Source organism: Roseomonas aerilata DSM 19363, assembly GCF_000711725.1.
GTDB lineage: Bacteria > Pseudomonadota > Alphaproteobacteria > Acetobacterales > Acetobacteraceae > Roseomonas > Roseomonas aerilata.
On the sequence record NZ_JONP01000015.1, the window covers coordinates 1 to 24,459 of the forward strand.

The following is a 24,459-nucleotide window of genomic DNA, read 5'->3' on the forward strand; positions in this document are numbered from 1 at the left end:
ATCTGGCGGGCGCGGTCCGTCAGGTCGGCGCGGTCGAAGTCGAAGAACACGAGGTAGGTGCGGGCAGGCGCCGGCGCCGCGGCAGGCGCCGGGGCGATCGCCGCCGGCACAGCGGCGCGCGGCTGGTTGAACACGTAGCGCAGGCCGAGGAGCGCGCTGTGGTTGAAGTTCTCCTGGCCCTGGCGGGTCAGGGTGACCGTGTTGGTGATCGTCTGGCGCTGAGCGACGTCGAAGGTCGGCTTGGTCGTGCCGAAGAAGCGGTACTCGGCCGTCAGGCTGAGCCCGGTGTCGCCGAGCGGGAAGGACGCACCGGCGATTCCCTGAAAGGCAAAGGCGTCGTCCTCGCCGCTGCCGGTGATGACCTGCGAGCGGACGGGCCGGAAGTCGCTCCGCACATCATCCTGCGTCACGTGCGACCAGCCGATGCCCACGCCGATATAGGGGGTGAAGACGGGCTGCGCCCAGCCGAGGCGACGGAGGTCGACGTCATAGAGGGCGTTCGCCATGGCGCCCGCCTGCCATAGGTTGCCGCCATTGGTCCGGCTCGCGAGGCCCGCGATCGTGGTGCCGTGATAGTCGTTGTTGCGGTAGAAGCCCTCAACTTCGGTCCGCAGGCCGTTCCCAAAGCCCCAGCCTAGGGAGCCGACCACGGCGTAGCCGTTCTGCCAGCCCACCTCGATGCCAGTGGAGATCCCGGCGGCGCGCGCGGCGGCCGCGGCGTTGCCGGTGAGGTTGCCCTCGCTGCCCTGGAGGTAGTTCAGGCCGGCCCCGGCCCCGACATACAGCCCCGTGACCGGCTGGGCCCTCGCCGCAAGGGGCAGGGCCAGCATCGTGCTGGCAAGGGCAATGGCACGCAGGCGGCTCATCAGGCTGATCTTTCAATGGCTGCTGCGCCGCCCAGGAGGGACGACGCTAAGCGAGTGCCAGATCATACCTTCGCGAGCTTACGGTAGAAGCCCTGTCCGTTACGCAACGAGCGGTTGTGCCTCAACCGACACAGTGTTGCGGTTCGCCAACCTTATCTATCGCAGGACGATCTCCACGCGGCGGTTCTGCGGCTCGCGCACGCCATCGGCGGTCGGGACCAGCGGACGGCTCTCGCCGAAGGCCTGGATCGACATCTGGTTGCGGGCGATGCCACGGCGCGACAGCTCGGCCGCAACGGCCTCGGCGCGGCGCTGGGACAGGCGCTGGTTGTACTGCGGGGTGCCCGAGCGGTCGGCGTGGCCGGCCACCTCGATGCGGGTCGTGCCGGTCGTGTTCACGGCCTGGGCGGCCTCGGCGATGATCTGGCGGGCGCGGTCCGTCAGGTCGGCGCGGTCGAAGTCGAAGAACACGAGGTAGGTGCGGGCAGGCGCCGGCGCCGCGGCCGGAGCCGGGGCGATCGCAACCGCAACCGCCGCCGGGACGATCGGCGGATCGGATGCGTAGCGAAGGTCCAGAAGGACCGAATGCGTGTTCACTTCAGCGTCGGTCTTGATTCGCCGCGCGCCGGTCGCGGCCGAGAGATAGGTCGTGTCCAGGCTGGGATCGAGCGTGCCGTAGTACCGGTACTCGGCCGTCAGAGAGAGACCGGGCGCGGCCGCCATCGGCACGGCGATGCCCGCGATGCCCTGATACGCGAAGCGGCGCTCCGTCCCGATGATCTCGAGGCCGGTGTTGTTTGCACTGCGAACCCGCACGGTCTCATAATTGGTCCAGCCATAGCCGACACCGGCCCCGAGGTAGGAGATGATCGGAACCGCCGGGATGATGAAGTCGTAGAAGACGTTTCCCATCACCCCGTAGCTGCGTTGGTGCCCGCTGCTCGTCAGCGGGCGGGGGAGGGCGCCGAAGCCGCCGAGGCGATCGACGTCGTTGCGGTGGTAGTTGCCCTCGATCTCCGTGCGGAGCCCGTGTCCATAGCCCCAGCCGATGCTGCCAACGAGGGTACAGCCCGTGTTGAAGCTGGCGCTGCCGTTGGCGACACCGGCCAGCGCGAAACCTGCATTCGATGTCGGATCGGAATCCTGGAGTCAGGTCGCGCCACCCGCACCCGCGAAATAGAGGCCGTTCATCCCTCCTGTAGCGCCCGATCCAGTACACGCGCGCTGTGCAGTGCCTCGCGCCCCGTCAGTTCCTGGATCTGGTGGCGGCACGAGGTGCCGTCGGCCACGATCAGGTCCTCCGTCGGCGCGGCGCGTACCGCGGGGGCGAGGGAGAGCTCGCCCATCGCCTTCGAGACCTCCACCCGCCGCGCGTCGTAGCCGAAGGCCCCGGCCATGCCGCAGCAGGAAGAGGTGATGGGCTTCACCTCCAGCCCCGGCACGGCGCGCAGCGCCTTCACCGCGTCCGGGAACGCGCCGAAGGACTTCTGGTGGCAGTGGCCGTGGATATGCGCGGCCGGTGCCACCGTCCTCAGCGGCAGTTCCGCCTTCTCGCGCACGAGGAACTCCGAGAGGAGCACCGCGCGATCGGAAAGCCGGTCCGCCTGGGCGCCGGGGAGGAGCGACTTGAACTCGTCCCGCAGCGTGAGGAGGCAGGAGGGTTCCAGCCCCACCACGGGAAGGTCCGAGCCAGAGAGCGCATCCATCGTGCGCCGCGCCTCCGCCCGCGCCTCGTCCACCATGCCCGCGGCAAGATAGGTGCGCCCGCAGCAGAGCGGCCGCGCGCTGTCGGCCGCGCGTGCCGAGACCGCGCGGTAGCCGGCCGCTCGCAGCACGCGCCGGGCGGCGTGCAGGTTCTCCGGCTCGAAATAGCGGTTGAAGGTGTCCGCCAGCAGCACGACGTCGCCGCGCGGGGCGGGCGCGTCGGCCTCGATGTCGCGGAAGGGCTTGCCGGAGAAGCGTGGCAGCGCGCGCTCCCGCGAGAAGCCGAGCGCGCGCTCCCCGATTCCGCGCGCGCCGGGCACCCACTCGCGCGCGTTAGCCAGAGCAGGCAGGCGGGACGCCATCGGTGCCCAGCGCGGCAGGGTCGCGATCAGTCGGTCCTTCGCGGAGACGCCGTCGCGCTTCGCTCGCGCGTGCTGCGCCTCGATCTTCATCTTCGCCATGTCCACGCCCGTCGGGCACTCGCGCTTGCACGCCTTGCAGGAGACGCAGAGCGAGAGCGCTTCCGCCACCTCGTCCGAGGCGAGCGCGTCGGGGCCGAGCTGGCCGGTGAGCGCAAGGCGCAGGGTGTTGGCTCGCCCGCGCGTCAGGTCGCGCTCGTTGCGTGTGGCGCGGAAGCTCGGGCACATCACGCCCGCGTCGAACTTCCGGCAGGTGCCGTTGTTGTTGCACATCTCGACGGCACCGAGGAAACCGCCCTGCGGTCCCGGCCAGGCCGACCAGTCCAGCACGGGCTTCACCGAGGGGTCGGCCGCGTAGTCCGGCGGGTAGCGGAACAGCGTGCGGTCGTCCATCCGCGCCGGGCGCACCACGCGGCCAGGGTTCATCAGCCCCTCCGGGTCGAAGGCGTCCTTCACCGCCTCAAAGGCGCGCACGATGCGTGGGCCGAACATCTCCTCGTGGAACTCGGAGCGCACGATGCCGTCGCCGTGCTCGCCGGAGTGGCTTCCCTTGTACTCGCGGACGAGGGCGAAGCACTCCTCGGCGATCTCGCGCATCCGCCGCACGTCCTCGCCGCTCTTCATGTTCAGCACGGGGCGGACATGCAGGCAGCCGACGCTCGCATGGGCATACCAGGTGCCCTTGGTGCCGTGGCGCTCAAAGACCTCGTTCAGCCGCTCAGTGTAGTCGGCGAGGTCGTCGAGTTGCACCGCCGTGTCCTCGATGAAGGAGACCGGCTTCCCGTCGCCCTTCATGGACATCATGATATTCAGCCCGGCCTCGCGCACCTCGGCAACGGCTGCCTGGAAGCCGGGATCGATGCACTCCACCACGGCGCCGGGATAGCCGAGGTCGGCCATCATCTCGTCCAGCCGGCGCAGCTCGCGCGCCAGCGCCGCGTCCTCGTGCCCGTGGAACTCGACGATCAGCAGGCTGTCCGGCTCGCCCGTCACCATGCGGTCGATCGTCGGGCGGTAGATGTCGATGGATCGGCCGAGGTCGATCATCGTGCGATCGACCAGCTCCACCGCCTCAGGGTTCAGCGTGACGAGGTGCTTCGAGGCCTCCATCGCCGCGCGGAAGGTGGGGAACTGGCAGATGCCGAGCGCCTTGCGCGGCTTGATCGGCCAGAGCTTCAGGTCGATGCCGGCGGAGAAGGCGAGCGTGCCCTCGCTGCCCACGAGGATGCGCGCGAGGTTGCCCCGGCCGTTCGCTCGCGCCTCCGGCGTCAGCGCCTCGAGATTGTAGCCGCCCACCCGGCGCAGCACCTTAGGGAAGCGCGCCGCGATCTCCGCAGCCTCCGAGGCACCGAGCGCGCGCAGCCGATTCACCAGCTCCGCCACCGAGCCCGGCACGCCCTCGCCGAGATTGTCCGGCAGCTCGCCGAAGGCGAAACGTTCGCCGCTCGGCAGGATGGCGTCGATGGAGAGCACGTTGTCCGCCATCAGCCCGTAGCGGATGGACTTCGAGCCGCAGGAGTTGTTGGCCGTCATCCCGCCGATCGTGCAGCGCGCCCAGGTCGAAGGATCCACGGGGAAGAACAGCCTGTCCTTCTTCAAGGCATCGTTCAGCGCGCCGAGCGCGATGCCCGGCTGCACGCTCGCGCGCATCGCCGCCTTGTCCACCGAGATCACGTTGCGTAGGTGCCGCGTGCAGTCGAGCACGAGGGCGCGGTTCACCGTCTGGCCGCACTGGCTCGTCCCGCCGCCACGCGGCAGCACGGGCACGCCCTCCTCGCGGCAGATGGACATAGCCGCCGCTACGTCCTCGATGCTGCGGGGCACGAGGACGCCGACGGGCTCTACCTGGTAGATGCTGGCATCGGTCGCGTAGCGGCCGCGATCGCCGGCGCCGAAGAGCACTTCGCCGCCCGTCTCCCGCTTCAGGCGGGCAGCGAGGCGACTGTCGCCGGGGGCGATGCGCGAGCGGGTGATGGCGTTCATTCGGACGTCTCCTGCGCGGGCGAACCTAGCCGAGGCAGGTCACGCCGTCGCATCCATAATCCTCATCAATAGGATGCGCCGAACTCATCAGCGGCGCGCGATGACCGCGACGGGCCCGCCGCCATCCGGCCCCTGGTGCTCGGCGCCGCCGGAGACGAAGAGGTCCGTCCGCCCCACGGCGGCCGCGACCACCCCGCCGACGAGCGCCCGCGCGTGGCGGGTCGCGTTGATGTCGCTGTCGTCCCACATGATGTGGCGTCGGCCGCGGATCGTGCCAGTGGAAGAGGGCTCGGCCTTGACCAGCAGGGCGACCAGCCGGTCGGCCTGGGCAGCGTCGAGTTGCCCGCCGCCGGTATCCAGCCCGGCGCCGGCCAGCGCCCGCTGCACTGCCGGCAGGTCGATACCGTCGCGCATCACATCGTGGGCGATGGTCAGGTCCCCCGCCCAGTCGGGGCTGACGCCGAAGACGATCACCTCGTTCCGCGTCAGCTCCACCCCGGCCGAGGCGCTGGCGCGGCGGGACCAGAGGGAGAAGTCCTGCCCGATCACCGCGTCCGAAAGGACGGCATGGGGCATCTCCTCAAGCGCCAGGGCGACGCCGAGGGCAGAGGCGCCGCGGGACAGGCCCATCGACTCATAGGTATCGGCTGTCGCGACATCCCGCCCGCGCGCGGCGGCCTCGGCCACGCGGGCGGTGGTCAGAAGCGGGCACTTCACCTGCACGAAATGCACTTCCGAGGGGCGAGAGAGCCCGGCCGCGCGCATCGCCTCCCGCACGGCGGCGGCGGTGGCCTCCACCTGGGGCATGCGGCCGATCTCCTCGGGCCGGAATTCCGGCGTGAAGGCGGTGCCGATGGCCAGCGCGCCCTTTGGCGCTTCGTCGGTTTCGGAGACCGTCAGCACGAGGAAATGCGGGGAAAGCCCGCCCTCCGTTCCCCCGGACATCACCATGGCCACCCGCTCCAGCACCGCCGCGCGCGTGGTGCCCAGGCGCCCCGCTAGCATCGTGCCCAGCTCCGCCACGGCATAGGCGCGGGTGAAGTCGTTCACGCAGCCATTGCCCTCGGTCTTGCCGAGGATCGCCACAATCGTGGACGGGTCCAGCCCGCCGGCATCGATCAGGGCTTCGATGGCGGAGCCGTCGCCCGGATGGGCCATGGAGACGCGGTGCAGGGCGGCGCGGCGGGTCATGGCGGGAAGGCTTACCGCAACCCTGGCCGAGGGAAAGGCCCCGGCATCCATAATCCTCATCAATCACAGGTGCCGAACTCATTGGCGTCACGGGGGGCGGGGAGCTAGACCGGCGCCAGAGCGGAGGACGCCCCATGGCTTATTTCACCACCCGACCCGAGAACGGGCGCCACTTCCTGCAGATCCCCGGGCCGACCAACGTGCCGGACCGCGTGCTCCGCGCCCTCGACAACCCGACCATGGACCACCGCGGCCCCGATTTCGGCATTCTCGGCAAGCGGGTGCTGGAGAAGGTGCAGCCGGTCTTCGGAACCCAGGGGCCGGTGGTGATCTACCCCGCCTCCGGCACGGGCGCCTGGGAAGCGGCGCTGGTGAACACCCTCTCCCCCGGCGACACCGTGCTGATGTGCGAGACCGGCTGGTTCGCCCATCTCTGGCAGGAGATGGCGGAGCGCCTGTCGCTCAAGCCGCGCCTGATCGAGACCGACTGGCGCCGCGCCGCCGACGTGCCGGCCATCGAGGAGGCGCTTCGCACCGACAAGGCGCACGAGATCAAGGCGGTCTGCGTCGTCCACAACGAGACGAGCACCGGCTGCACCTCCCGCGTGGATGAGGTGCGCCGCGCGATGGACGCCGCCGGCCACCCGGCGCTGCTGCTGGTGGACACGATCTCCTCCCTCGGTTCGGTCGAGTACAAGCACGACGAGTGGGGCGTGGATGTCACCGTCTCCGGCAGCCAGAAGGGCCTCATGCTGCCGCCCGGCCTCTCCTTCAACGCGGTGTCGGAGAAGGCGCTGAAGGCGAGCGAGACGGCGAAGCTTCCGCGTAGCTTCTGGGACTGGAAGCCAATGATCGCGTCCAACGCGACGGGCTACTTTCCCTACACGCCTGCGACGAACATGCTCTACGCGCTGGACACCGCCCTGGACATGCTGGCCGAGGAGGGCCTGCCCAACGTCTACGCGCGCCACGAGCGCCACGCGGAAGCCACGCGCCGCGCCGTGCGCGCCTGGGGCCTCGAGGTGCAGTGCGCTGAGCCCCGGCACTTCTCCCCCGTGCTGACGGCCGTTCGCATGCCGGAAGGCCACTCGGCCAATGCGCTGCGGGCGACGATCCTCGAGCGCTTCGACATGTCGCTCGGCAACGGCCTTGGCCGGCTGAACGACCGGGTCTTCCGCATCGGCCATCTCGGCGCCTTCAACGACCTCTCGCTCCTCGGCACGCTCGGCGGGGTCGAGATGGGACTGCGCGTCGCGGGCGTTCCGCACGAGGATGGCGGGGTGAAGGCGGCCATGGACTACCTCGCGGGCAACGCCTGAGACGCGCGGCGCCGATGGCCAGCCTCGACCACGTCGTCATCGGCGCCGCGAACCTCGATCAGGGCGCCGAGTTCGTCGAGGCGTTGCTCGGCGTCCGGGCGGGACCCGGCGGCGTGCATGAGGGCGCGGGCACCCACAACCTCCTCCTCGGCCTGGGGGAGGGGGCCTATCTCGAGGTGATCTCACCCGATCCCGCCCAGCCCGAGCCCGCGCTGCCGAGGCTTTTCGGGCTGGACGACGCGCGCCTTCTCCGCCGCCTCGCCGCCCGACCCGCGCTCATCGCCTGGGTGGCGCGGACGGAGGAGTTGGACGCTCTCGCGGCCCGCCTCGGCCACCGTGACCTGGGCCCCGTGCGGCCGATGTCGCGCGTCGGGTTGAGCTGGCGCTTCGCCTCCCCGCCGGCGGGCGCGGATTTCGGCGGGCTGCTTCCGTCGATGATAGAGTGGGCGGAACCGGCGCGGCCGCCCTCCCTGCCGGCGAGCGGCTGCCGGCTCCTCGGCCTGGAGGGCGGGCACCCGGAGCCGGACCTCCTCGCCGCCGCGCTCGCCCAGCGCGGGCTCTCGCACGCCATGCGGATCGGGCACTCACCCGTTCCCCGCCTCGCGATCACCCTCTCCGGACCCGACGGCCGTCCGCGCAGCCTTGCTTCGACGTGATCGGCCGGGACGCGCACGGGACTATTTTTCCCCTGTTCACACCATCGGGTTGCGTGGGATAGCGGTCGCGTCCGGGCGAGGTGGGCGGCCCGGATCCCCGCCAAGGGTTTGCGCAGCCGTATGCCTTGCGCACCTCGCGCGGGAGGCGGAGGCTGCACCAGCCCAGGCCGGGCTTGTCGGGATTCGCCATTCAGCTATGAAATGCCGCTCTACAGAGACCTGCAGGAAAGCCCGGTCTGCCTGGCCCGTTCATCAGGCATGGTGAGCAAGCAGGCCATAGAGGCAGCAGGATAGGCTGGCATGACCGCCCGTGTGCTGGTGGTGGACGACATCGCCGCCAACCTGAAGCTTCTCGAGGCGCGCCTCAACGCCGAGTACTATGAGGTCGCCCTGGCCAACTCCGGCCCGGAGGCGCTGCGGCTCGCCCATTCCTGGTCTCCCGACGTCATCCTGCTCGACGTCATGATGCCCGGCATGGACGGCTACGAGGTCTGCCGTCACCTCAAGGCTTCGCCGCTCACCTCCTACATCCCCGTGGTGATGATCACGGCCCTGGTCGATCAGGCCGAGCGCGTGCGCGGCCTGGAGGCCGGGGCCGACGACTTTCTCTCGAAGCCCGTGGACCACGCGACTCTCTTCGCCCGCTTGCGTGCCCTGTTGCGCACCAAGCAGGTGCTGGACGCCTTCCGCCTGCGCGCGGAAACCGCGAAGGACCTCGGCTTCGAGCCGCTGCCCGACCCCTCGCGCAGTGTGGCCGGCGCGCACGCGCTCCTGGCGACCGAGGACGAGGCGGAGGCCATGACGCTCTCGAGCATCCTCGCGCAGGATGGCATCGTCGTGACGCGCGCGCCCGATGTGAACGCCGCCTGGGACTGCCTCCTGCAGGAGGAGTTCGACCTCGCGGTGCTCAGCCTCTGGCTGAACGACGGGGAGGGGCTGCGCCTGGCCTCCCGCATGCGGGCCCAGAGCTCGATGCGAGAGGTGCCCGTGCTGCTCATCGCCGACACCGATCAGCGCCACCAGGTGCTGCGTGGCTTCGATATTGGCGCGAACGACCACGTGCTGCGCCCGGTGGACGCGAACGAACTGCGCGCCCGCGCCCGCAACCAGATCCGTCGCAGGCGCTACCAGGAACGCCTGCGCGGCGACCTTCAGCGCAGCCTGGAGCTGGCGGTAACGGACAGTCTCACCGGGCTGCGCAACCGCCGCTACGTCACCCGCCACCTTGAGGGCCTGCTCCGCGCCAGCGGTGCCACGTTGCTGCTCATCGACGTGGACCGCTTCAAGACCGTGAACGACACCTACGGCCATGTCGCGGGCGACGCGGTGCTGAAGGAGGTTGCCGACCGCCTGCGCATGCACCTGCGCGCCGTGGACGTGGTGGCCCGCTTCGGAGGCGAGGAGTTCGTCGTCGCCATGGCGCACCAGCCGCCCGACGATGCCGGGCTCGTGGCGGAGCGCCTCCGCCTCTCAATCTGCGACGTACCGATCCGGGTGGGCGATCGCTCGCTCGACGTCAGCATCAGCATCGGCGTGGCCGTCGCCATGCCGGAATGCACGGTGGAGACCCTGGCGGCCGCCGCGGATGTCGCCCTCTACCGAGCGAAGGCCAAGGGCAGGAACCGCGTGGAACTGGCGGGACCGAGGGATTGGGAGCGGCGCCCGGCCTGATTGCGGGCGGCGCGAGAGGCTGTGCCTTCGGCCCACCGGCTTCTATTTGCCGGGACTATGGCGCGGCTGGTGCCTCTTGACCTGGTGGCCCGGGGCGGTCGTGCACAGGATGGCCACCGGTGAGAAAACTGCCCCTCACAGCAGCAGCCGGCCGGCCCAGGCGCAGCAACCGTGCCGGGCGCCGGTATGCGGAGAAGCGAAGCCCGCTCAGCGGGCCCCTTCGATCCCCAGGCCGCCAAGCGAGGTATTGATGAAGCGCAGGTGAGCGCTCGGAGCCGGCGCCTCCGCCACTTCCTGCATGTCCCGCCCGCGCACCATGATCGGCCCGCGCGGCATGGCGCCAGGCTCGGGGCGGTTGAAGATGAAGCCGTAGGTCGGGTACTCGCGGCCGAAGGTGCCGGGCTCACGGCCGACCTGCACGCGCACCTCGGTCCAGTCATTAGCGGGCGAGACATCGATCACGGCGATGTTGCGCGTAACGGTGCCCTTGCGGATGCCCGGGCCTTCCCAGTTCGCGTGGTGGACTGTGATCTCGCGGGCCGAAACCTGACGCTCAACAACAGCCACGTGGCCGGAACGCATGCCGCCGGAGGCGCGGAAGACGAGGACAGCACCGGCTTCGGGCCTCTGCCCGCGCTGGTAGAGGCCGGCGGCGTTGTGCCACCAGGTTCCGCCGTTCCCTGTCACCTCGATGCCCGTCACCATCCGAGCATAGGGAACGCAAGAGAGGCTGCCCCGGAACTCGTAAGCGGGGGTGGCGTAAATGCCGGGGGCTTCGCGCTCGTCGCTGCGACGGCCTGGAGCTTTGGCGCCGGCGCTGCGGAGGGGGCTCGCGGCGGAAATATCGCGGCCGGCATCGGCAGCCTGGCGGGAGGCAGAGACCTGCTTCGTTCCACTCCGGCTCGGTGAGGCAGCGGCCGAGGAGCTGAGCTGCGGTGCGAAAACCAGTCCGCAAACCGCGAAAATCGCTGCAGCATTCTTTGCCTGCATGAAAACCCCCAACGCGATGTCCTTCGCCCCCACCGGCGTTTCGCCGGTCACGCCTTGGCTGGCGCTGTCACGGCGGTGTTACTGGCTTGCCGCAAAAGACAGCAACGACGGAGTTTATTGCAGGGCGCAACAAGCCTTGATTTGCTTGATAAAGCACCACTGCCGTTCAAAGTTGAGGAATTAATTCTTCTGAATACGCTCTCAATCGGGTGAGAGACACACTGTTGCTGCAGGAAGGCCACATACGTTCCGACGACGAATCAGATGGGTGTCGTGGGTGCTCCGAGCAGCGAAGTGGACGGGGCGGCGGTGGGTCCGCCCCGCCCTGTCGAGGTCAGCGGCAGGCGGTGACCATAATCTCCACGAGGTGGCGCGGGTCGGCCATGTTGGCCTCCACGCAGGCGCGGACCGGGGCGCCGCCCTGGGGCAGCCAGGCGGTCCAGAGCTTGTTCAGCGCGTCGCGGTCACGGATGTCCTTCAGCCAGACCTGGGCCTGCAGAAGGCGGGTCTTGTCCGTCCCGTGCTCCTCCAGGGCGGCATCGATCTTGTTGAGGATCTGCTGGGTCTGCCCGGACACATCCTGGGAGAGGTCGTCGGCGGTGATGCCGGCGAGATAGACGAAGCCGTGGTACTCGACCGAGGTCGAGAGGACCGGGCCGTTGCCCTTGCGAAGGATCGCGCTCATGTCGTGGAAACTCCGAGGCCGGAATGGCGCGGGGCTTCTAGGGCGCGGGACGGGGGCGCTGCAAGGCGCCGGCCCCGCGCGAGTGCGGGAGGACCCCGTTCAGGCCACCAGGACGGGCCCGCCGGCGGCGTTCGCGTGGATCATGGTCTCGAAGACGCTCACGCCGTGGATGGCCTCCTCCAGCGGCAGCGGATAGGCGGGGCCGCCCTCCACGGCGCCGGCGAAGGCTTCCAGTTCGGCGCGCTCGATGTCCGCCGGCTCGAAGCGCCGCTCCCATCCCTCGCCCTCCCGCGGGTGGAAGACGAGCGTCTCCGGATCGCGCTGCTCCAGCCGCCCCTGGCTGCCGAAGAGGCCGATGCGCCAGACGCGCGGTGCCGAGGCAAGGGTCGCGAACAGGCCCGTCGGCCCAGCCCGGAAGCGGCAGAGCATGGCTGTCGTGTCGTCGAGCCCGTTGGTCAGGACCCTCGCCTGGCTGATCACCGAGACCTGCTCGATAGGGCCGGCGAGGTTGATGAGCATGTCGATCATGTGGATGCCCATGGCGCCCATGCCGCCCAGCGGGCTCTCATGCGGGTCGGCGCGCCACATCCCGGGCTTCCAGCCCTCCGCCATCGCGCCGCTGATCTGCCCCTCCACATGCATCAGCGTGCCGAGCGCGCCCTCGGCCAGGATCCGCTTCATCTCCGCGACCGCCGGCAGGAAGCGGCGGTTATGGCCAAGGGCGAGCACCACGCCGGCTTCCCGGCACGCCGCGACCGCCGCCTCTGCGCTCGCCTTCGACAGCGTGAAGGGCTTCTCGATGAAGACGTGCCGGCCCGCCCGCGCGGCGGCGATCACGCCCTCCGCGTGCTGCTGGTGGGGCGTCGCCAGTACGACGGCCTTTACGCGCGGGTCGGCCAGCACGGCCTCGAGGTCGGGCAGGATTTCGATGCCCTTCTCCGCCGCCCAGGCCACGGCCTTCTCCGGCGTGCGCGTGGCGCCAGCCACGAAGCGAATGCCTGCACCATTGCGGCCCTGCACGCTGTTCACCAGGGTCTGCCCCCAGCGCCCCATCCCCACGATCGCGGCGTCGAGCATCAGGTCGTCTCCTCCTTCGGTCGCTCCAGTTGTCGCGCGATCCGGGGCAGGCGGGACAGGCCCCAGGCAAAGATCGCCACGGCGCCGAGGGCGGCCGCGACGGTGGGAAGGCGGAGCCCCAGCGCCTCCCCCGCCGAGCCGAGGGCGAGCGCCCCGAGCGCCGGGCAAGCGCGGCTGACGAGCGCCCAGAGCGACATGATCCGCCCGCGCAGCGCCGGCGAGGCTGCCGTCTGCGCCAGCACCTGCACGGAAATCCCGTGCGCCGAGGCCGAGGCGCCAATCAGTGCCGCGCAGAGCATGGCGACGGGAAATGAACCGGTCGCAACGAAGCCCACGGTCGCCACGGCCTGGGCCGCGATGGCGAGGACGGCGATCCGCGTCGTGCCCCCCAGCCGCCCGCGCGACGCGACGACCAGACCGGAGACCAGCGCCCCGACCGCGAAGCAGGCCGTCAGCGCCGCTAGCGACTCGGCACCCCGCCCGAAGAGCCGCTCGACGTAGGGCGGCAGAATCTCCTGCACGCCGCGCAGCAGGACCGACGTCGCGGCGGAGAAGGCGATGATCGGCCCGAGCCCCGGGTGGCGCGCGACGTAGCGGAACCCCTCCAGCGTCTCCGCCAGGAGGGAACTGGTGACGGGATGGCCGCGCCGCTGCTCAGGGTCGATCCGCAGCCAGGGCATGGAGAGGCTGGCGAAGATCTGTCCGATCGCGTTGCAGAGGATAGCCGGCGCCACGCCCCAGGCGGCGATCACCGCGCCCGCTATCCCCGGGCCGATGAAGCGCGCCACGTTGAAGAGCAGGCTGTTCGCCGCGACGGCCGCCGGCAGGTCCTCGCGCGGGACAAGGGCGGGGATCAGCGTCTGCCGCGCCGGCTGCGCGAAGGAGGCAGCGCTGCCGCTGGCCATCTCGAGCGCGAAAAGCAGGCCGACGGTGATGTGGCCTGTGGCGGTAAGGGAGGCGACCGTCAGCGCCTCGACGGCGATCACCGCCTGGGAAGCCATGGTGAGCCGCACCCGGTCCACCCGGTCTGCCAGCGCGCCGGCCACGGGGCTGACCAGCACCGCCGGCGCCAGGTCGGCGAAGGCAATCAGCCCGACCCAGGCGGCGCTGCGGGAGAGCTCCCAGGCGAGCCAGGCGACGCCGATCCGGTGCATCCAGAGCCCGGTCCAGGCACCGAGGCTGGCCCCGAAGAAGATCCGCGAGTCGCGGTAGCCGAGGGCGCGGAAGAGGGGCCCCGCGACGATGCGGGCGAAGGGGGAGGGCAAGGCGCCTCAGCGCCCCGAAAGGCCCCCGCTCGGCGCGGTGCGCGGCGGTTCCGCGCTGCGCACGCAGTCAGCCGCGATCCGGTCACGCTCATAGACCTGCGCGATCTGGTCGGTCATCACCTGCGGCCCGAGATAGGAAGTGGTGCCGATCCGCGCGTTGTAGTCGTCCGCCCGCATGGTCTGGCCGCGGTCGCGGTAGTTCACCACGCGCTCGGCCTGGCTGCGGCAGGCCGCCGCCACCGCGCCGCGCTCCCCGGAACGGCTCGCCGACGGCGCCGAGGAGGACAGCCCGGAGGGTAGAGGTCCGCTGCAGGCCGCCAGCAGGGCAAGGGCCGGGAGCAGCGCGGAAAGGGGGCGTTTCATGGGGGCGAAGCTCCGGTGGCGGCGTTCGGCGGGCGTGGTAGCGGCAAGCTCGGCCGGGCCAGGCGATGCCGCAACCCGTCTTCATCGAAGCGGGCCGCGCCGTCCAGGGGCTGCGTCGCCGCGGCGCGCAGAAGGTCGGGGTGCAGCACCGTTCCGTCGCGCCCGATGTCGAACAACCCGCGCATCCAGGGGGCGCGCCCCATCACCTCCAGCAGGGCCAGGAGACGCAGCAGGACCGCGATGCCCTGGACGTGGTCCAGCCCGATCCGGCGGTCCAGCGCCTCCGCCCAGCAGCAGGCGTCGCGATCCTCCAGCAGCAGGTCCAGCGACGGATCGCCGGCGAAGCGGAAGGCGCGGGGTGGACCCTCCAAGGCGGCAGAGGCCGCGTCGCGGGCGGCGTCCCAGGCAGAGAGAAGCGAGCGCGGGGCAACGGCAGGCGTCGCCTCCGGCGCGAAGGGAATGGCATAGGCGGTCGGCATGATCGCGACGGAGATGGGCACTCCCGCGCGGAAGGTCAGGGCTTGACGGGGTTCGGGCCGGTTGCTGCTGGCTCCGGAGAGGGCTCCGCCCTTTCCGGACTTCACCCGCCAAGGGTCTGAGGGCTTTGAATCCCCTTCTGGCTGTCGCGGATATGGTGATTAGGGCGGGTTCCTGTTGCGGGTGCCCTTTCCGCGCGTGCAGTCGCCTCGGGTCCATGGCCCGAGGCGGACCGGCCGTTCAGTCACTTAAACTTAGAGAGAAAGATGATGGTGAGGGGGCCGGGGAGAGGAAGAATTCCTTCTTCCTCTCCCCGGAGTCACCAGCGCCGTCGAACGAGAGGTCTAGAAATCCTTCAGCGTATCCTGCGTATCGAAGTCGCGGAGCACGCCGTCGTCAGCCATCTCAACGTTGAAAAGACGATCGCCGTGCCGTCCCGTCAGGAAGCGGGCGCCCACGTCGCCGGTGATGGCGAGGATTTCGGCGAAGAACTCCCGGCCCCAGAGGACCGGGTTGCCCTGCTTTCCGCGGAAGGTCGGCTGGATGATGGCGCGCCCTTCCTCAGGGTCGAAGGCGCCGAGAAGGCGGTCGAGCATGGCCGGGGAGACGAGCGGCATGTCCCCGAGGAGGACGAGCACGCCCTCCACGTCCTCCGGCAGGGCGGCGATGCCGGCCTTGAGGGAGGCGGAGAGGCCCTCCGCGTAATCCTCAGCATGGGTCATCAGCACGGGGCGGCCGGCAAGCACTTCCTCCACCCGCTGGCGCTCGTGGCCGGTCACAACCATGACGGGGCGGGCGCGGCTGGCCAGCGCGTTCTCGACGACGCGCGCGATCATGGCGCGCCCCTGCCGGTCCGGCACCATCAGCTTGTTCAGCGGCGCCATGCGGCGGGAGCGACCGGCGGCGAGGACGAGGGCGGCGACGCGGCGCGGGCGGCGGGGCGCGAGGGTTCGGGGCTGGGCCGGCGCGTCGCCGCGCGGCAGAGGGCGGGTCTCGATCTCCTTCAGCAGACCGCCGACGCCCATGCGCATGATGTCGCGCGGCGCAACGGGCACGCCGGCGAAGAGGCGTTCGAGCACCCAGTCGAAGCCGTTCACCTTCGGGCTGCGGGCACAGCCCGGCAGGACCATGGCCGGCGCCTCGCCGATGCGGCCGAGGCAGAGGAGGTTACCGGGATCGACCGGCATGCCGAAATGCTCGATCGTGCCGCCAGCCCGGATGATGGCGGCTGGTGCCACGTCTCGCCGGTCCACCACGGCGGAGGCGCCGAGCACGAGGAACATCTCGGCCCCGGCGGTGCGGAGCCGCGAGAGGGCCGCGGCGATGGCCCCGGTCTCGTGCGCGCAGCGTTCAGCGGGGAGAAGGCTGCCGGCAAGGGCCTCAACGCGGGTGCGCGTGGCCTCGATGCCATTCTCGATCACCTTCTCCTTCATCCCTGGCAGCTCGCTCGCGACGAGGCCGACGCGGAGCGGGCGGAAGGGGTGAAGGGTCATGGCAGGGGCGCCGCGCAGCATGGCCTCGGCCACCTGCAGCGCGCCGGCGGGGGCGGCGAAGGGGATCACCTTCAGCGTCGCCAGCATGTCCTTCGGCTGCACGACCGAATTGTCGGGCAGGGTGGCCAGCGTCAGACTCTCGTCGAGGGCGTTCAGGCGGTCCACCATCGGGGCATCCACCCGTAGCAGCCCCGCGGTCTCGGCCAGCAAGTTCACCCGCCCGGTCGCGGCCCGCGTGCGGGCGATGAGGGGGCGCAGCACGGCCTCCGCCATGCGGTCGGCGGCCTCGTTCTCCGGCACGTCGCCGGGCTCGAGCCGCGCGGCAACCACCTCCGCGTGGCCGGCGGCACGCAGAGCCTCGATGGCCTCGGCGTCCAGCACCGTGCCCTTCTTCAGCACCCGGGCGGGCAGGCGGAGCGTATGGGCGAGGATGGCGCCGCGCGCCTCCTCCAGCAGGGTGGGGCCGAAGATCACGCGAGCTTGCCCCGGCGAGCCGCGACCACCTGGGCGATGACCGAGAGCGCGATCTCGGGTGCGGTGACCGCGCCGATGTCGAGCCCGACGGGTGCGCGGATGCGGGAGATGGCCTCCTCGCCGTGGCCGAGCTCGGTCAGCCGCGCGACCCGCTTCGCGTGAGTGCGGCGGCTGCCGAGGGCGCCGATGTAGAAGGCCTCCGACTTTAGGGCCACGTCCAGCGCGGGGTCGTCCAGCTTGGGGTCATGGGTGAGGGTCACGATGGCCGTGCGAAGGTCCGGGCGGAGCGCCAGCAGGGCGTCGTCGGGCCAGTCGTCCACCAGCGTCACGTCGCCGGCGAAACGCTCCTCCGTCGCGAAGGCGCGGCGGGGGTCCACGACCGTCACCGCCAGCCCCACCGCGGCCGCCATCGGCACCAGCGCCTGGGCGACGTGCACCGCGCCGACCACTATCAGGCGCGGCGGCGGGGTCTGGGGCTGGATGAACCAACTCTCCCCCTCGGCCGTCACCGGCCCCGCGCGGTCGTCCCGCAGCGCGGCCTCCGCGGCTTCGGCCAGGGCTGGCGGCAGCGCCTCATCGGGGTGCAGGCGCTGGGCGCCGTCCGGCAGCCGCGTCAGCAGCGCGACCGGGCGGCGGGCGGCGCGGGCGGCCTGAAGGGTTTCGAGGGTTTCCGGCGTCACGTCAGCGGTTCCACGAAGACCTTCAGCTTGCCGCCGCAGGCCAGGCCCACCTCCCAGGCGCGCTCGTCGGTGATGCCGAAGTCGAGCAACTGCGGCGCGCCGGTCTCCATGACCTGCTTGGCCACGTCCGCGACCGCGCCCTCGATGCAGCCGCCCGAGACCGAGCCCGCAAGCCGTCCCGTCCCCGTCACCGCCAGGCGGGAGCCGGCGGGGCGGGGCGAGGAGCCCCAGGTCTCGACGACGGTCGCCAACGCCACGCGCTCGCCCTCGGCCCGCCAGGCGCGAGCGGTCTCCAGGATGTCCTCGCTGCCGCTCATGCCGATCCTCCTCTGTTGGGCGCGGGTGCCGAGAGGGTGGCGACCAGGGCCCTAAGGCTGTTCAGGTTATGCACTTGGCGATGCTCGTGCACGTGGGGGAGGAGGGCCCTTATGCCGGCGGCGCGGGGCTGGAACCCGGCATAGCGGAGCAACGGGTTCAGCCAGATCAAGCGGCGGCAGGAATGGGAGAGGCGCTCGGCAGCTTCGGAAAGCCCTTCCGCCCCGCCGCGGTCGAGGCCATCGGTGATGAGCAGCACGACCGCGCCCTGGCCGAGGACACGCCGGGCCCAGAGGCGGTTGAAGCGGTCCAGCGCCTCCCCGATGCGGGTGCCGCCCGACCAGTCGGGCAGGATGTGGGAGACGGCCTGGAAGGCCACCTCCGGGTCCCGGTTCCGCAGCGCCCGCGTGATGTTCGTCAGCCGCGTGCCGAAGACGAAACTGTGGACACGCGCCCGGTGGTTCGCGACCGCGTGGAGGAAATGCAGCAGGATCTGCGCGTAATGCGCCATGCTTCCCGAGACGTCGCAGAGCAGCACGAGTGGCGGTGGCTGGGTCACGCGGCGGCGGCGGGAGATGGAGGCGATCTCCCCGCCCATCCGCATGGAGGCGCGGATCGTGGCCCGAAGGTCCGTCCGCGGGCCGCTTGGGTCCGGGCGGAAGCGGCGGGTGGGGCGCTCGGCCAGCGGCAGGACGAGGCGGCGAATCTCGCGCTTGGCCTCGGCCAGTTCCTCGGCCGTCATGGATTCGAAGTCGAGCCGGGCCAGCCGCTCGCGCTCGCTGACGGCCAGGGCCGCGCCCTCCCGGGTCTCGGGCTCGGCCGCGGGCGGGGCGGGGGGCGACGCGCCGGGCATGGCGTCCGAGACGCGCCGGGCGGCGGGGGGAAGGCTCTCGGGCGGCGGCTCGTCCGGGTTAAAGGCGCCGAGCGGCGCCTCGGGGTTGCGCCAGAAGAGGTCGAAGGCGGCGTCGAACACCTCGAAATGCTCGCGCCGGTGGATCATCGTTGCCCGTAGCGCCGCGCGGAAGGCAGCGCGGTCGGCCAGGGGTACGTGGCCCAGGGCTTCGGCCGCGCCGAGCGTCTCCGCGGGGCCGACCGGGACCCCGGCGCGGCGCAGCACCCGGCCAAAGGCGATGAGGTTCGGCGCGAGGGCCCCCTCGCTCAAGAGCCGGCCTCGTGGGCCTCCTCCACGCGGCGGGCCAGCTCGGCGCCGCGCAGGCGGGCGATGTCGTCCTGGTACTTCAGCAGCACGCCGAGCGTGGCCTCGGCCGTGGCGGGCTCCAGCTCGCGCTTGTCGAGCGCGGTCAGGGCGCGCGCCCAGTCGATGGTCTCGGCGACCCCGGGCGGCTTGAAGAACTCGTCCCCGCGCAGCCCCTGGGCAAAGGCGACCACCTGAGCCGAGAGCGCGGCCGGCACTTCGGGCGCCCGGCGGGCGAGGATGGCGCGCTCCCGTCCCGCATCCGGGTAATCCACCCAGTGGTAGAGGCAGCGGCGCCGGATGGCGTCGTGCACCTCCCGCGTGCGGTTGGAGGTGATGACCACCACGGGCGGCGTTTCGGCGCGGATGGTGCCCAGTTCCGGCACCGTCAGCTGGAAATCAGCCAGGATCTCGAGCAGGAAGGCCTCGAAGGGCTCGTCCGCGCGGTCCAACTCGTCGATCAGCAACAGGGCGGGGCTGCCCTCGATCGCTTGCAGCAACGGCCGGGCCTCGAGGAAGCGGCGGTCGTAAAGGCCGCGCTCCAGCCCCTGCCGCTCCGACACCCCCGCGCTCTCGGCCAGGCGGATCGCCATCAGCTGGCGGGCATGGTTCCACTCATAGGCGGCGGAGGAGAGGTCCATCCCGTCGTGGCACTGCAGCCGCACCAGGCGGCGCGGAAGCTGGGCCGCCAGCACCTTGGCGATCTCGGTCTTGCCGGTGCCGGGCTCCCCCTCCAGCAGGAGGGGGCGGCCCATGGTGAGGGCGAGGTGGACCGTGGTGGCCAGTGCTCTGTCCGCGACGTAGCCGCCGGCCTCCAGCAGCGCCTGGGTCGCGGCGACGCTGGCGGGAAGGGGCGGCGCGCTGCTCTCGGCCAAGCCGCTCAGCCGAGCACGAAGAGCAGCATCAGGATGCCGAGGAAGATGGCGCCCCCGATCCAGAGCGTGATGGGCAGGCCCATCGGCTCGCGCGGGATGGCGTCCAGCGTCTCCCAGATGCTGCGCTTGGCATTGGCCGGGCGCAGGGCCGCGGTCGCGGTGCGGCCGACCGCGATCGGAGCGCCGTCCGGGCGCGGAATGGTCGGGACGGTGTCGGTGCTGGCCATGTTCCCCGTTGCGGTCGTATGGGCGGTGGCAGCCGAGGGCGTGGCCAGGTGGCTCACGCCGGTCTGGGTGCCGGGAATTACCTCGTCGAGGGGTTCAACGGCGGGGGCGGGCGCAAGCTGCGCCGCGAAGCGGTCGAAGAACTGGTCGGCCATCTGGCGGGCCGTGCTGTCCACCAGCCGGGCGCCGAGCTGGGCCATCTTGCCGCCGACCTGCGCCTTCACGGCGTAGTTCAGCGTGGTGGTGGAAGGGCCTTCCTCGACCAGCGACACGTCCGCGCCTCCGCGGGCGAAGCCCATGGCGCCGCCGGAGCCCTCGCCGGTGATGGTGTAGCCCTCGGGCGGACGGATGTTCGTCAGCGTCACCTTGCCACCGAACTTGGCGGACATGGGGCCGATGCGGACGGCCACCTTGGCCGCGAAGCTGTCGTCCCCGGTGCGCTCCACCGACTCACAGCCGGGAATGGAGGCCTGGAGGACGGAGGGGTCGTTCAGCGCCTCCCAGACGCGCTGCCGCGGCGCCTCGATCAGGCGGCTCCCCGTCATGTCCATCAGGCGTGCTCCGTGTCTGCCATGCGTTGTCGACGTGCTCCGTCGCCGCGCAAGCTAGGGGCAGAGCGGGCGCGGGGAAAGGCCCCGGGGGAGAAGCGGCCAGCCATTTGAGCGGGGCGGGGCGGCCCTGCGGCCGCGCGTCTGGCCGGCTCGAAGGGCCGATGATAGCCTTCCTCGTGACAAAGGTGCCGCCAGGCGGCCCCCGCGCCGCGACGGGCGAGGGGCCGGGCCGGCGGCCCCATTCCGGGAGGTGCGGATGCCCTACGTGATTGGTGAAGACCTGCCGGAGGCGCCGGCCGGCGCCCGCTTCCGCGCCCTGCTGGAGCGCCCTGGCATCCTCCGCCTGCCCGGCGCGCATACGGGCATGGCAGCCCTGCTGGCCAAGGGTGCCGGGTTCGAGGCGCTCTACATGTCCGGCGCCGCCATGTCGGCCAATATGGGCCTGCCGGACCTGGGGATGATCACGGTGGACGATGTCTGCTGGTACATCCGCCAGGTGGCCCGCGCCTCCGCCCTGCCGGTGCTGGTGGACGGCGACACCGGCTACGGCGAGGCGCTGAACGTCATGCACATGGTCCGCGCCTTCGAGGAGGCGGGGGCGGCAGCCGTTCATCTCGAGGACCAGCTTCTGCCGAAGAAGTGCGGCCACCTCAACGACAAGAAGCTCGCTGATCCCCACGACATGGCCGCCAAGGTCGCCGCCGCCCGCAAGGCGCGGCGCCACCTCTACGTCATCGCCCGCACGGATGCCGCCGCGAGCGAGGGGATGGACGGGGCAGTCGCGCGGGCGAAGCTCTACATCGAGGCCGGCGCCGACGCGATCTTCCCGGAGGCTCTGGTGACCGCCGAGATGTTCCGCGAGTTCGCCCGCCGCATGCCCGGCGTGAAGCTGCTGGCCAACATGACCGAGTTCGGCCGCACGCCCTTCTTCACGGACCGCGAGTTCGAGGAGATGGGTTACGCGATGGTGATCTGGCCGGTCTCTGCCCTGCGGGTCGCCAACAAGGCGATGGAGGAACTCTACGCCGCCATCAACCGTGACGGCGGCACGCACCGCATGGTGGACCGGATGCAGACCCGCGCCGAACTCTACCAGACGATCCGCTACCACGAGTACGAGGCCCTGGACGCGACGCTGGTGAAGACCGTGATCCCCGAGGGGATGCCTCAGCGCGAGTCCGAGGGGGCCGCCCGCTGATGCTGCGCCGGTCCCTGCTGGGCCTCCTCGCCCTCTCTCCCGCCGCGGCGCTGGCGCAGGATGGGCCCCAGCCAAAGCTGCCGACGGAACCGCTGGTGATCGTCACGCGCGACGGGAAGCGCCACGAGTTCCAGGTGGAGATGGCGCTGGACCCGCAGCAGCAGACGGTGGGGCTGATGTTCCGGCCCACGGTCGGGCCGAACGAGGGGATGCTCTTCGACTGGGGCCAGCCGCGCGAGAGCAGCATGTGGATGCGCAACACCATCGCCTCCCTCGACATGGTGTTCATTACCCAGAACGGTACGATCTTGCGCATTGCCGAGCGCACGGTGCCGCGCAGCCTTGCCACGGTCAGCTCCAACGGGCCGGTGCGGGCGACGCTGGAGCTGGCGGCGGGCACGGCCGAGCGGCTTGACATCCGTGTGGGCGACAAGGTCGAGCAGCGCATCTTCGGGACCGCGCGCTAGAGCGGCAGGAGGAGGGTTTCCCCGAAGCGCGGCACGACGAAGTCGCCGGCATCCAGTCCGGCGGCCTCGCGCGCGGCGGCCAGCGCCCGGGGCGGCTCCTCGATTCCTTCCTGCGTCAGCTTGAAGGTCCCGAAATGCATGGCGACGGCCGTTCGGACCTGCAGGTCCGCTCGGGCTCGCACCGCCTCCTCCGGGTTCATGTGGACGGCGCGCATGAACCAGCGGGGCTCGTAGGCGCCGATGGGGATGAGGCCGATGCCGAAGGGGCCGAGTTCAGTGCCGACCTCGGCGAGGTGCCCGCCATAGGCCGTATCCCCTGCGAAAAGGATCGAGCCCGCCGGTGTGCGGATGGCGAAGCCGCCCCAGAGTGAGTGACCGCGGTCGCGGATGCCGCGGGCGGAGAAGTGGCGGGCGGGAATATAGATGACCGTCGCGGCGCCAACCTGCGCCTCCCCCCACCAGTCCAGTTCCTCCGCGCCGGGGATGCTGTTGCGCGCGAGGATGGGGGCGTTGTCGAGGCCGGTGATGATCCGCGGCCCGCGAAGCTTGCGGAGGGTCGCGACATCCATGTGGTCGTAGTGGTTGTGCGAGACGAGCACGGCGTCCAACGGCGGCAGGGCCTCCAGCGCGAGGCCTGGGGCGCGGGCGCGGCGGGGCCCGAGGAAGGTGAAGGGGCTGCACCGCTCGGACCAGACGGGATCAGTCAGCAGGGTAGGGCCGCCGGCGATACGGATGAGGAACGTCGAGTGGCCGACGAAGGTGACGGCCGCGTGGCCGGGCGGGGGCTCGGCAGCGGGCGGCTGCGGCGGGTCGCGCACCTCCCGCGGCCAGGGGGTGCCGGAGCCTTCCCGCATCATGCGCCAGACCTGGCCGAGCGGCTGGCCGGAGGGTCCGCCGTCGGGGTTGAGGAAGCGCCCCTCGGCGTCCCGCCGGGCGGGCGCGCGGCTCAAGCCTTCACCTTCACGCCCAGCTCGCCGGCCATGTCGAGGGCGAACTGCCAGGCGACCCGGCCGGAGCGGGAGCCGCGGGTGATCGTCCACTCCTTCGCGCGCGCCAGCAGCGCCTCCGTCTCGATCGGCAGGCCCAGCGCCTTCGCGTAGCCCTCGACCATCGCGAAATAGGTCGGCTGGTCGCAGTTGTGGAAGCCGATCCAGAGGCCGAAGCGGTCGGAGAGGGAGACCTTCTCCTCCACCGATTCGCTCGCGTGGATAGCGCGCTGCTGCTCATTCTCGATCATGTCGCGGGGCATCAGGTGGCGGCGGTTGGAGGTGGCGTAGAAGACCACGTTCTCCGGCCGCCCGGCGATGCCGCCATCGAGCACCGACTTCAGGGCCTTGTAGTCGGCATCCTCGCGCTCGAAGGAGAGGTCGTCGCAGAACACCAGCACGCGGCGCGGCTGCTCGCGCAGGATCTCCAGCAGCTCGGGCAGGGTGGAGATGTCCTCCCGCGCGATCTCGATCAGCGCGAGGCTGCCCTTGATCTCCTCGTTCGCCTGGGCATGGGCGGCCTTCACGAGCGAGGACTTGCCCATGCCGCGGGCGCCCCAGAGCATGGCGTTGTTGGCAGGCAGGCCGCGGGCGAAGCGGAGCGTGTTCTCCAGGAGAAGGCGCTTCTGCTGCTCCACCCCCTGGAGCAGGGAGATGTCCACCGCGGAGACCCGGCGCACGGGCGCGAGGCGCGGGCGAGGCGTGGGGTGCCAGATGAAGGCATCCGCGCCGACGAGCCGGGCCTGGGGCGCGGGCGGGGGGGCCATGCGCTCCAGCGCCTCCGCGATGCGGGTGAGGAGGGCTTCTTCCATCGGGCTTCCTGGGGTGTTTCCGGGCGGGGCGCTCCCGGCGCGCTTGACGCGGGGGGGCGGGCGGCTAGTTTCCGCCCCTCTTCGCACCCACAACGCCCGGACGGAAGCCCAGCCCCATGTTCATCTCCCCGGCCTTCGCGCAGGACGCGGCCGCTGGCGGCGCCGCCGGCATGCTGATGCAGTTCGCGCCGCTGCTGCTCATCTTCGGCGTCTTCTACTTCATCCTCATCCGCCCCCAGCAGAAGAAGATGAAGGAGCACCGCGACATGCTCACCCAGCTGAAGCGCGGGGACCGCGTGGTCACGGGCGGCGGCATGGTCGCCAAGATCACGAACGTGAAGGAGGGCTCGGACGAGATCGAGGCCGAGATCGCCCCCAACGTGCGCGTGACCATCGTGCGGACGACGATCGGTAGCGTGATCCGCCCGCAGGCCGCCAACGATGCGGCGCCCGCCAAGGTCTGATCGCGGGATCACCGATGCGCGAAGGGCGCCGCGGGGAGGACCCGCGGCGCCCTTCGTC

The 24,459-nt window shown here is 71.1% G+C and carries 24 protein-coding genes; 6 read left to right on the plus strand and 18 right to left on the minus strand.

What is annotated here, in order from left to right; genetic code table 11:
• The 4 genes from BO39_RS17365 to atzD all read right to left on the minus strand — a co-directional run.
• Positions 1–866, minus strand: an 866-nt coding sequence (locus tag BO39_RS17365) for an outer membrane protein (RefSeq protein ID WP_043835746.1), incomplete at its 3' end; no start/stop codon positions are given.
• 156 nt (positions 867–1,022) lie between these two features.
• On the minus strand, positions 1,023–1,778 hold the full coding sequence (locus tag BO39_RS17370; protein WP_052402241.1) for an OmpA family protein: 756 nt from the start codon (positions 1,776–1,778) through the stop codon (positions 1,023–1,025).
• A gap of 275 nt (positions 1,779–2,053) precedes the next feature.
• On the minus strand, positions 2,054–4,972 hold the full coding sequence (locus tag BO39_RS17375; RefSeq protein WP_052402242.1) for an FAD-binding and (Fe-S)-binding domain-containing protein: 2,919 nt from the start codon (positions 4,970–4,972) through the stop codon (positions 2,054–2,056).
• Positions 4,973–5,059: 87 nt separating this feature from the next.
• Positions 5,060–6,163, minus strand: a complete 1,104-nt coding sequence (atzD, locus tag BO39_RS17380; RefSeq protein WP_043835924.1) for a cyanuric acid amidohydrolase — start codon at positions 6,161–6,163, stop codon at positions 5,060–5,062.
• Positions 6,164–6,297: 134 nt separating this feature from the next.
• Here atzD and BO39_RS17385 point away from each other — a divergent pair, with 134 nt between their 5' ends.
• From BO39_RS17385 to BO39_RS17395, 3 genes are all read left to right on the plus strand, one after another.
• Positions 6,298–7,482 carry a pyridoxal-phosphate-dependent aminotransferase family protein gene (locus BO39_RS17385; RefSeq protein WP_043835749.1) on the plus strand — a complete coding sequence of 395 codons (1,185 nt, stop codon included), beginning with the start codon at positions 6,298–6,300 and terminating at the stop codon, positions 7,480–7,482.
• Between the two features lie 14 nt (positions 7,483–7,496).
• Positions 7,497–8,138 (plus strand): VOC family protein, encoded by a 642-nt coding sequence (locus BO39_RS17390; RefSeq protein ID WP_043835751.1) that lies wholly within the window; start codon positions 7,497–7,499, stop codon positions 8,136–8,138.
• A gap of 300 nt (positions 8,139–8,438) precedes the next feature.
• Positions 8,439–9,809 (plus strand): PleD family two-component system response regulator, encoded by a 1,371-nt coding sequence (locus BO39_RS17395; protein WP_043835753.1) that lies wholly within the window; start codon positions 8,439–8,441, stop codon positions 9,807–9,809.
• Positions 9,810–10,016: 207 nt separating this feature from the next.
• Here BO39_RS17395 and BO39_RS17400 read toward each other — a convergent pair whose 3' ends face one another.
• The 12 genes from BO39_RS17400 to BO39_RS17455 form a co-directional block, all read right to left on the minus strand.
• Positions 10,017–10,850, minus strand: a complete 834-nt coding sequence (locus BO39_RS17400; protein ID WP_245615236.1) for a CHAP domain-containing protein — start codon at positions 10,848–10,850, stop codon at positions 10,017–10,019.
• A 283-nt stretch (positions 10,851–11,133) separates the two neighbouring features.
• Positions 11,134–11,484 (minus strand): RidA family protein, encoded by a 351-nt coding sequence (locus BO39_RS17405; protein WP_043835755.1) that lies wholly within the window; start codon positions 11,482–11,484, stop codon positions 11,134–11,136.
• A 99-nt stretch (positions 11,485–11,583) separates the two neighbouring features.
• Complete coding sequence (locus BO39_RS17410) at positions 11,584–12,561, minus strand: Gfo/Idh/MocA family protein (protein WP_043835757.1); 978 nt, start codon at positions 12,559–12,561, stop codon at positions 11,584–11,586.
• On the minus strand, positions 12,561–13,826 hold the full coding sequence (locus BO39_RS17415) for an MFS transporter (protein WP_052402243.1): 1,266 nt from the start codon (positions 13,824–13,826) through the stop codon (positions 12,561–12,563). The genes BO39_RS17410 and BO39_RS17415 overlap by 1 nt, the downstream gene beginning before the upstream one ends.
• A 6-nt stretch (positions 13,827–13,832) precedes the next feature.
• The gene (locus BO39_RS17420) at positions 13,833–14,189 is read right to left on the minus strand and encodes a hypothetical protein (protein ID WP_043835759.1); all 357 of its coding nucleotides are present in this window, start codon (positions 14,187–14,189) and stop codon (positions 13,833–13,835) included.
• Positions 14,186–14,689 (minus strand): hypothetical protein, encoded by a 504-nt coding sequence (locus tag BO39_RS30100; protein ID WP_245615237.1) that lies wholly within the window; start codon positions 14,687–14,689, stop codon positions 14,186–14,188. Before BO39_RS30100 ends, BO39_RS17420 begins: the two co-directional genes overlap by 4 nt.
• Positions 14,690–15,010: 321 nt before the next feature.
• Positions 15,011–16,633 (minus strand): NTP transferase domain-containing protein, encoded by a 1,623-nt coding sequence (locus BO39_RS17430; RefSeq protein ID WP_043835762.1) that lies wholly within the window; start codon positions 16,631–16,633, stop codon positions 15,011–15,013.
• Entirely contained in the window at positions 16,630–17,313 is a 684-nt protein-coding gene (locus BO39_RS17435) for an XdhC family protein (RefSeq protein ID WP_043835764.1), read from the minus strand. Before BO39_RS17435 ends, BO39_RS17430 begins: the two co-directional genes overlap by 4 nt.
• Positions 17,310–17,630, minus strand: a complete 321-nt coding sequence (locus BO39_RS17440; protein WP_043835766.1) for an XdhC family protein — start codon at positions 17,628–17,630, stop codon at positions 17,310–17,312. Before BO39_RS17440 ends, BO39_RS17435 begins: the two co-directional genes overlap by 4 nt.
• Positions 17,627–18,790 carry a vWA domain-containing protein gene (locus BO39_RS17445; protein ID WP_043835768.1) on the minus strand — a complete coding sequence of 388 codons (1,164 nt, stop codon included), beginning with the start codon at positions 18,788–18,790 and terminating at the stop codon, positions 17,627–17,629. Before BO39_RS17445 ends, BO39_RS17440 begins: the two co-directional genes overlap by 4 nt.
• Complete coding sequence (locus BO39_RS17450; protein WP_043835771.1) at positions 18,787–19,698, minus strand: AAA family ATPase; 912 nt, start codon at positions 19,696–19,698, stop codon at positions 18,787–18,789. Before BO39_RS17450 ends, BO39_RS17445 begins: the two co-directional genes overlap by 4 nt.
• A 5-nt stretch (positions 19,699–19,703) precedes the next feature.
• Positions 19,704–20,474 (minus strand): SRPBCC family protein, encoded by a 771-nt coding sequence (locus tag BO39_RS17455; RefSeq protein ID WP_043835773.1) that lies wholly within the window; start codon positions 20,472–20,474, stop codon positions 19,704–19,706.
• A gap of 256 nt (positions 20,475–20,730) precedes the next feature.
• On the opposite strand from BO39_RS17455, the gene prpB reads away from it, so the two are divergent.
• Both prpB and BO39_RS17465 read left to right on the plus strand, forming a co-directional pair.
• Positions 20,731–21,672, plus strand: a complete 942-nt coding sequence (prpB, locus tag BO39_RS17460) for a methylisocitrate lyase (RefSeq protein WP_043835776.1) — start codon at positions 20,731–20,733, stop codon at positions 21,670–21,672.
• The gene (locus tag BO39_RS17465; RefSeq protein WP_043835778.1) at positions 21,672–22,139 is read left to right on the plus strand and encodes a DUF192 domain-containing protein; all 468 of its coding nucleotides are present in this window, start codon (positions 21,672–21,674) and stop codon (positions 22,137–22,139) included. The genes prpB and BO39_RS17465 overlap by 1 nt, the downstream gene beginning before the upstream one ends.
• Here the strand turns inward: BO39_RS17465 and BO39_RS17470 are convergent.
• Both BO39_RS17470 and BO39_RS17475 read right to left on the minus strand, forming a co-directional pair.
• Complete coding sequence (locus BO39_RS17470; protein ID WP_043835781.1) at positions 22,136–23,089, minus strand: MBL fold hydrolase; 954 nt, start codon at positions 23,087–23,089, stop codon at positions 22,136–22,138. The genes BO39_RS17465 and BO39_RS17470 overlap by 4 nt on opposite strands.
• Positions 23,086–23,937, minus strand: coding sequence for an ATP-binding protein (locus BO39_RS17475; RefSeq protein WP_043835783.1), 852 nt, complete (start codon positions 23,935–23,937; stop codon positions 23,086–23,088). The genes BO39_RS17470 and BO39_RS17475 overlap by 4 nt, the downstream gene beginning before the upstream one ends.
• Positions 23,938–24,053: 116 nt before the next feature.
• Here BO39_RS17475 and yajC point away from each other — a divergent pair, with 116 nt between their 5' ends.
• Positions 24,054–24,401 (plus strand): preprotein translocase subunit YajC, encoded by a 348-nt coding sequence (gene yajC / locus BO39_RS17480; protein WP_043835785.1) that lies wholly within the window; start codon positions 24,054–24,056, stop codon positions 24,399–24,401.
• The last annotated feature ends 58 nt before the right edge of the window (positions 24,402–24,459 follow it).

What these genes read in the sequence shown, in the direction of transcription:
- yajC (WP_043835785.1), top strand. Translation starts at nt 24,054, where the DNA reads ATGTTCATCTCCCCGGCCTTCGCGCAGGACGCGGCCGCTGGCGGCGCC.
- prpB (WP_043835776.1), top strand. Translation starts at nt 20,731, where the DNA reads ATGCCCTACGTGATTGGTGAAGACCTGCCGGAGGCGCCGGCCGGCGCC.
- BO39_RS17390 (WP_043835751.1), top strand. Translation starts at nt 7,497, where the DNA reads ATGGCCAGCCTCGACCACGTCGTCATCGGCGCCGCGAACCTCGATCAG.
- BO39_RS17440 (WP_043835766.1), bottom strand. Translation starts at nt 17,630, where the DNA reads ATGAGCGGCAGCGAGGACATCCTGGAGACCGCTCGCGCCTGGCGGGCC.
- BO39_RS17370 (WP_052402241.1), bottom strand. Translation starts at nt 1,778, where the DNA reads ATGGGAAACGTCTTCTACGACTTCATCATCCCGGCGGTTCCGATCATC.
- BO39_RS17475 (WP_043835783.1), bottom strand. Translation starts at nt 23,937, where the DNA reads ATGGAAGAAGCCCTCCTCACCCGCATCGCGGAGGCGCTGGAGCGCATG.
- atzD (WP_043835924.1), bottom strand. Translation starts at nt 6,163, where the DNA reads ATGACCCGCCGCGCCGCCCTGCACCGCGTCTCCATGGCCCATCCGGGC.
- BO39_RS17410 (WP_043835757.1), bottom strand. Translation starts at nt 12,561, where the DNA reads ATGCTCGACGCCGCGATCGTGGGGATGGGGCGCTGGGGGCAGACCCTG.
- BO39_RS17420 (WP_043835759.1), bottom strand. Translation starts at nt 14,189, where the DNA reads ATGAAACGCCCCCTTTCCGCGCTGCTCCCGGCCCTTGCCCTGCTGGCG.
- BO39_RS17375 (WP_052402242.1), bottom strand. Translation starts at nt 4,972, where the DNA reads ATGAACGCCATCACCCGCTCGCGCATCGCCCCCGGCGACAGTCGCCTC.
- BO39_RS17465 (WP_043835778.1), top strand. Translation starts at nt 21,672, where the DNA reads ATGCTGCGCCGGTCCCTGCTGGGCCTCCTCGCCCTCTCTCCCGCCGCG.
- BO39_RS17405 (WP_043835755.1), bottom strand. Translation starts at nt 11,484, where the DNA reads ATGAGCGCGATCCTTCGCAAGGGCAACGGCCCGGTCCTCTCGACCTCG.
- BO39_RS17385 (WP_043835749.1), top strand. Translation starts at nt 6,298, where the DNA reads ATGGCTTATTTCACCACCCGACCCGAGAACGGGCGCCACTTCCTGCAG.
- BO39_RS17455 (WP_043835773.1), bottom strand. Translation starts at nt 20,474, where the DNA reads ATGGACATGACGGGGAGCCGCCTGATCGAGGCGCCGCGGCAGCGCGTC.
- BO39_RS17395 (WP_043835753.1), top strand. Translation starts at nt 8,439, where the DNA reads ATGACCGCCCGTGTGCTGGTGGTGGACGACATCGCCGCCAACCTGAAG.